The organism is Fusobacterium sp., from assembly GCF_029258315.1.
Classification (GTDB): Bacteria; Fusobacteriota; Fusobacteriia; order Fusobacteriales; family Fusobacteriaceae; genus Fusobacterium_B.
The window spans coordinates 1-6,276 of record NZ_JARHZE010000078.1; the positions used below are offsets into that span (position 1 = coordinate 1).

At 29.8% G+C, this 6,276-nt stretch carries 6 protein-coding genes; 1 reads left to right on the forward strand and 5 read right to left on the reverse strand.

Going from position 1 to position 6,276, the window contains the following annotated elements; translation table 11 throughout:
* Positions 1 to 34 precede the first annotated feature (34 nt).
* From Q1J48_RS05790 to Q1J48_RS05805, 4 genes are all read right to left on the reverse strand, one after another.
* On the reverse strand, positions 35 to 1,177 hold the full coding sequence (locus tag Q1J48_RS05790; protein ID WP_300332008.1) for a sodium ion-translocating decarboxylase subunit beta: 1,143 nt from the start codon (positions 1,175 to 1,177) through the stop codon (positions 35 to 37).
* A gap of 13 nt (positions 1,178 to 1,190) precedes the next feature.
* Positions 1,191 to 1,631, reverse strand: coding sequence for a biotin/lipoyl-containing protein (locus Q1J48_RS05795; RefSeq protein ID WP_300332005.1), 441 nt, complete (start codon positions 1,629 to 1,631; stop codon positions 1,191 to 1,193).
* A gap of 86 nt (positions 1,632 to 1,717) precedes the next feature.
* Positions 1,718 to 2,005, reverse strand: coding sequence for an OadG family protein (locus Q1J48_RS05800; protein ID WP_300332002.1), 288 nt, complete (start codon positions 2,003 to 2,005; stop codon positions 1,718 to 1,720).
* Between the two features lie 234 nt (positions 2,006 to 2,239).
* Complete coding sequence (locus Q1J48_RS05805) at positions 2,240 to 2,989, reverse strand: IclR family transcriptional regulator (RefSeq protein ID WP_300331999.1); 750 nt, start codon at positions 2,987 to 2,989, stop codon at positions 2,240 to 2,242.
* Between the two features lie 456 nt (positions 2,990 to 3,445).
* On the opposite strand from Q1J48_RS05805, the gene gltS reads away from it, so the two are divergent.
* The gene (gene gltS, locus Q1J48_RS05810) at positions 3,446 to 4,651 is read left to right on the forward strand and encodes a sodium/glutamate symporter (protein ID WP_300331997.1); all 1,206 of its coding nucleotides are present in this window, start codon (positions 3,446 to 3,448) and stop codon (positions 4,649 to 4,651) included.
* 73 nt (positions 4,652 to 4,724) lie between these two features.
* Here gltS and Q1J48_RS05815 read toward each other — a convergent pair whose 3' ends face one another.
* Positions 4,725 to 6,089, reverse strand: coding sequence for a sigma-54-dependent transcriptional regulator (locus Q1J48_RS05815; protein ID WP_300361936.1), 1,365 nt, complete (start codon positions 6,087 to 6,089; stop codon positions 4,725 to 4,727).
* Positions 6,090 to 6,276: the final 187 nt, after the last annotated feature.

The following is a 6,276-nucleotide window of genomic DNA, read 5'->3' on the forward strand; positions in this document are numbered from 1 at the left end:
AAAATATTTTTATTTTGTTTTATTCAATAATTTATTATTTTCCAAATACCATCATAAAGAATCCTGCTGCAACTGCTGATCCTATAACTCCTGCAACGTTTGGTCCCATAGCATGCATTAATAGGAAGTTTGTAGGATTTGCCTTTGCTCCTTCAACTTGAGCCACACGAGCTGCCATTGGAACTGCTGAAACTCCAGCTGAACCGATTAATGGATTTATTTTTCCACCTGTTATTAAGCAAAGTACTTTACCTAATAAGATTCCTCCTACTGTTGCGAAACAGAAAGCTGTTAGACCCATTCCAACTATTGCTAAAGTTTGTGTACGTAAGAAGATTGTTCCATTTGCAGTAGCTCCTACTGCAAGACCTAATAACATAGTTACTAAGTTACATAAAGCATTTTGAGCTGTATCAGATAAACGAGCAACTACTCCTGACTCTTTTAATAAGTTACCATACATTAACATTCCAATTAATGGAGCTGTTGATGGAAGTAATAAAGCACAGAATAATGTTACAAATATTGGGAATACTACTTTCTCAACCTTTGAAACTTTTCTTAATTGTCCCATTTTTATTTTTCTTTCTTTTTCAGTAGTTAAAGCTCTCATAATAGGTGGTTGAATCATTGGAATCAATGCCATGTATGAATATGCTGCAACTGCTATTGGTGCAACTAAATCTGGTGCTAGGTTATTTGCTATATAAATAGCTGTTGGTCCGTCTGCTCCACCGATAATTCCGATGGCTGCTGCTTCTCCTACTGTAAATAATCCTGTTGCATTAGCTAGTACAAATGCCACATAAATACCAAATTGAGCTGCTGCTCCTAATAATAAACTTATTGGGTTAGCAATTAATGGACCAAAGTCTGTCATTGCTCCTACACAAGTAAATATTAAACAAGGGAATAAACTACTTTTTACTCCACTGTATATTATTCTTAGTACTCCTGATGAATACCAAGGTTCTGCTTCTTTCATTAAACCTGCTAAAGGTAAGTTTGCTAAGAACATTCCGAAAGCGATTGGTAATAATAATAATGGCTCATATTTTTTTACTATTGCCATATATACTAATACACAAGATATTAATATCATTACTGCTTCTTGCCATGTTGCTCCAACAAATCCTGACTCTAACATTATCCCTTTAAAAACTTCTATAAAATTCATTTACAACTCCTCCTTATTTCAATGTAATTAGAGTTGCATCTGTATCTACTGCGTCACCTTTTTTAACTAGGATAGAATCTACTACCCCGTCAGCCGCTGCTACAACTTCTGTTTCCATTTTCATAGCTTCCATTATTATAACTATTTGTCCAGCTTTTACTGCTTGTCCTGGAGCTACTTTTACGTCTAAGATAGTTCCTGGTAATGGAGCTACTACTGTTGATGCTCCTGCTGAAACTGGTGCTGCTTTAGGTGCTTCTTGAACAGGAGCTGGAGCTACTGGAGCTGCTGCCACTGGTGCTTTAGGTGCTACTGGAGCTGCAGGTGCTGCTACTATTGGTGCTGATGCTGTTACTGGTGCTGCTATTTCCTCATGAGTCATTGGTCTGTACTCTTCTACTCTCTCTAATTCTATTTCATATTTTTTTCCATTTACGTTAGCGATATACTTCATTCTTTTAAATCCATCCTTTCAATTTTTTTAATAATTTTCTCATCTTAATATTTTTTTGCTAAATTAAATAAAAACTCTCTTTAAATTTACTTAATTTCTTTTATAGATTTTACTCTATACTCTCCTCTTACAGAACGTAACTCTTCAGAAATTGCCGCTACTATAACAGCACAATGTTCTTCACTTAAGTCTTCTTCTGCAGGTTTTACAACTTTTGGTGTTTTCTTTTCTTCGGCTATTCCTAGGCAACTAAATATTTTAGAAAAAAGAACAATTGCAATAGCTAATACTGCTAAAGCTGTAAAAACAACAGATAATCCTAAAGCAGAAACTATTAAAGATTCAAATATTCCCATAGTACTACCAGTAAACATCCTTTTGCACCTCCTTACACTTTGCTATTCCGTATTGTGGAATGCGTTTCATTTTTTCAAAATAATTATAATACAATTTTTTCATTTAGTCAATAAGTTTTTTAGATATTTTTCATATTATACTCTTATTTTAAGTTTTATTTTAATATTATTTAAACTATTTTTTAACACAATTGATGTTTTAAATGTTTCTTTTCTGACTTATATATTTATGATATATATGTATAACATATTTTAAAAATATCCTATCCCCCTTGAGATCTCTTTTCCTGCATCTATTATTATTTTCTTCAATTTTTCAACTCTTTCTTCAGAAAATACTTTAGGCTTTGCTACAACTATCCCTACAGAGGCTATAACCTCACCTAAACTATTTCTTATAGGAGCTCCTATTCCTACTGTTCCCTTTGCATAATCTCCTGAAGATGTAGAAACTCCCTCTTCTCTTATTTTCTTTAATGTTTCTCTTAATTCTAATGGAGTAACTTTTAAAGAAGTTTTTTCCTTTTCAATAACTTTCCTTATATAATCATTTATAAATTCTTCAGACTGAAATGCTAAAAAAGCTTTTCTAATGGCACCAAAATGAAGATACAGCTCATCTCCAAACTCCTCAACTATTTTCAGAGTTCTTTTTCCATCTATTCTTTCTAATACTATTCCTTTATATTCGACAGGAATTATTAAAAATGTATCCTCTCCTGTTTCTTGAGATATTTTTTTTAAAATGTCATAAGCAACACTTTGAAGATGAATATGCTTTGATGCTGAAGTTCCTAAAGGTATTAAAGCTGGCCCCAACCTATATTCGTGTGACTTTTCATCTTTTACAACATACATTGTAGAACATAAAGTTTTTAATATCCTGTGAACTGTGCTTGGTGGAAGGGATAACTCCTCTGATAATTGTGCTATTGAACATGTATCCTCTGCCTTTTTTAATACTTCTAGTAATTCCATTGCTCTCAATAAACTTTGTATCATTTTTCTTACAATTAATATATGTTAAATATTAATTTCCCCCTTTATTTAAATTTTATTTTAATACCTTTTATATAATTATCCCCTATTTTTTTTTATAAGTCAAATTTTTATATAACATTTTTTTATATTTTTTGCTTACCATACAATATATAAAAGTTATAACTTCTATAAAATAAATGAATTTCAAAAATTTTCTCTTCTATGATACTATTAATACAATATATTTTTTATAATATCACTATTAAATAAATGAATTTTTATTTTGCTATTTTATGTGATAGTATTAACTTGATTAGAGAAATATTAGGATTTTTTCAATACTTTATTTACTGTTTTAGAACTTTATTATAAAACTGTGAACAACGATATTTTATTTCTTGATTTTTTCTACTAAAAATAGCAATTTTATATAAAAATATAAAATTGCAAACATTATTTATCTAGGGGGTATCACTTATGACTTTTACTTTTAATATGGCTGAAACACTTGCCATAGCAATCGTTATCTTGTTAGTTGGGGCTGCTGTTAAAAAAAGAGTTCCTGTTTTAGAAAGATTCTTTATCCCTGGACCTGTTATTGGGGGAGTAATCTTTTCAATTGTTTTATTAATTGGACATGTTACTGGTACTTTTTCTTTCGCTTTTGACGACGTATTGAAAAATTTCTTAATGATCGCTTTCTACACTACTGTTGGATACCTTGCAAGTTTTGAACTTCTTAAAAAAGGTGGAATTGGGGTTATCTTATTCTTAATTTCTGCTATTATTCTAGTTATCATTCAAAACTCTGTTGGGGTTTCTTTAGCTAAAATCTTCGGATTACATCCATACATCGGATTAGCTGCTGGTTCTGTTCCTTTAACTGGAGGACATGGAACATCTGGAGCTTTTGGACCATTGATGGAACAAGGTGGAGCAGTTGGAGCAATGTCTGTTGCAATGGCATCTGCTACATTTGGACTTGTTTCTGGATGTTTAATTGGAGGACCAATTGCTAAAAAGCTTATCGAAAAATATAAACTTACAGCAAAAAAAGACGTTGTTATGGACTCTGAAAAAATAGAAACTTTTGAAGGAGATCTTCAAGAAGAAAAAGAAACTATCAGTGAAGAATCTTTATTCCAAGCTGTTGTTGCTATAGGACTTGCTATGGGTTGTGGATCTTGGATTCCTGGATTTACAAAAAGCTTAGGTGTTACTATTCCTGTTTACTTAGGACCAATGTTAGTTTCTGCTATATTTAGAAATATAATGGATATGAGTAAGAAAAAACTTCCTTTAACAGAAATATCTATGTTAGGTAATATAGCTCTTTCTCTATTCTTATCTATGGCTTTAATGTCTATGAAATTATGGGAACTTGCTGCTCTTGCATTACCTTTAATCGTTATCTTATTAGTTCAAACATTCATAATGGGTATATTTGCTTACTTCGTTACATTCAATGTTATGGGAAGAGATTACGACGCTGCTGTTATTGCTTGTGGTCACTGTGGATTTGGTATGGGAGCTACTCCAAATGCAATGGCTAACATGGAAGCATTTACAAAAGCAAATGGACCATCTGTAAAAGCATTCTTTGTTATTCCTTTAGTTGGTTCTTTATTTATCGACTTCTTCAACGCAGTTATTATCACATTCTTTATGAATATGTTTAAATAATTGTAGTTTAATTATAAATTATAAAATAAAAAGCTGATTACTTTGATGTAGTCAGCTTTTTTTCTTACTTTTTTTATTTCTCTAATTCATATTCAATTATTTTATTTCTCAACCCTCTTTCACTTATTCCCAACATTTCTGCTGTTTTTCTTTTGTGTCCATCATTCTTATCTAAGCAAACTTTTATCAATATTTTCTCCGCTTCTCTTAAAGTTAATTTCGTTAAATCTTTTCCTTCTACTATAAAACTATTTTCCCTGTTTTCTTCTTTTATTACTTCTTGAAGCCTAGATGGTAAACATTCTAAACTTATTAAATCTTTTTGAGATAGTAGAACACCACACTCAATTATATTTGATAGTTCTCTGATATTTCCAGGATATTCATAATCCATCAAAATTTTCTCTACCTCTTTATCTATCCACTTAACTGTTTTCCTCATCTCTTTATTATAATAATTTAAAAAATATTTAATAAGTAAGGGAATATCTTCCTTTCTTTCTCTTAAAGGCGGAAGATTTATTTCTATAACATTTAATCTAAAATATAAATCTTTTCTAAATTTACCTTCGTCAACTAATTTTTTAAGATCTTTATTAGTAGCAGATATTATTCTTACATCTGTATTTACAATTTTATTTGATCCTAAAGGTACAATTGATTTTTCCTGTAAAACTCTCAATAACTTTGATTGTAAATTTAAGGACATATCTCCAATTTCATCTAAAAATATAGTTCCCTTATCAGCATATTGAAATTTTCCAACTTTATCATTGATAGCATTTGTAAAAGTTCCTTTTTTATATCCAAAAAATTCTTCTTCTAATAAACTATCAGGAATTGCTGCACAATTTATTTCTACAAACTTATGATTTTTTCTTTTTCCCGAAAAATGAATAGCCTTTGCCACTAATTCTTTTCCTGTTCCACTCTCTCCAGTTATTAAAACTCCTGTATCAACATCTTTTAATTTTTCTATCAAAGAGTAGACCTTTTGCATCTCTGTTGTTTTTCCTATCATTCCCTTATGCTGATAATTACTTTTTAACTCTTTACCAAAATATTCTATTTTTTCATTCATTTTTTGAAATTCAAGAGCTTGTTTAATTACCATATAAACCTCTTCTAAATTTATAGGTTTAGTCAGATAACTGTATATCCCTTTCTTAATATCCTCCACTGACAAAATTAAATCAGAATTGGTCATCATCATAATCAATATATCTTTATTTATTTTTTTTATCTCTTCTAAAATATCCATCCTAGTTTCATTAATTATTTTAGAATCTAATAAAATTAAATTTATACTCTCTTTTCTTATAATATCAAGTCCCATTTCTAAATCTGTTGTTGCTTGAACATCATAAAATTTTTCTAAAGCAAAAGTTAATAATGAACAAATTGATATTTCATTATCTATTACAATAATCCTATCCAATCAAATCACCTCAAAAATATCCTCATCTTTCTTACTGACTAAAATTCGTCAAGCTATTTTATTATACCATCTTTTTTTATTTCCTTTAAATTTTATTTTTTATTATTTTTAATACTAATCATAAGTTTTCTCCTCTTTGACTTTTAAAATAATATATGATATGCTATAAAAAACTAAAATTTAATAT

What these genes read in the sequence shown, in the direction of transcription:
- Q1J48_RS05790 (WP_300332008.1), bottom strand. Translation starts at nt 1,177, where the DNA reads ATGAATTTTATAGAAGTTTTTAAAGGGATAATGTTAGAGTCAGGATTT.
- Q1J48_RS05795 (WP_300332005.1), bottom strand. Translation starts at nt 1,631, where the DNA reads ATGAAGTATATCGCTAACGTAAATGGAAAAAAATATGAAATAGAATTA.
- Q1J48_RS05800 (WP_300332002.1), bottom strand. Translation starts at nt 2,005, where the DNA reads ATGTTTACTGGTAGTACTATGGGAATATTTGAATCTTTAATAGTTTCT.
- Q1J48_RS05805 (WP_300331999.1), bottom strand. Translation starts at nt 2,989, where the DNA reads ATGATACAAAGTTTATTGAGAGCAATGGAATTACTAGAAGTATTAAAA.
- gltS (WP_300331997.1), top strand. Translation starts at nt 3,446, where the DNA reads ATGACTTTTACTTTTAATATGGCTGAAACACTTGCCATAGCAATCGTT.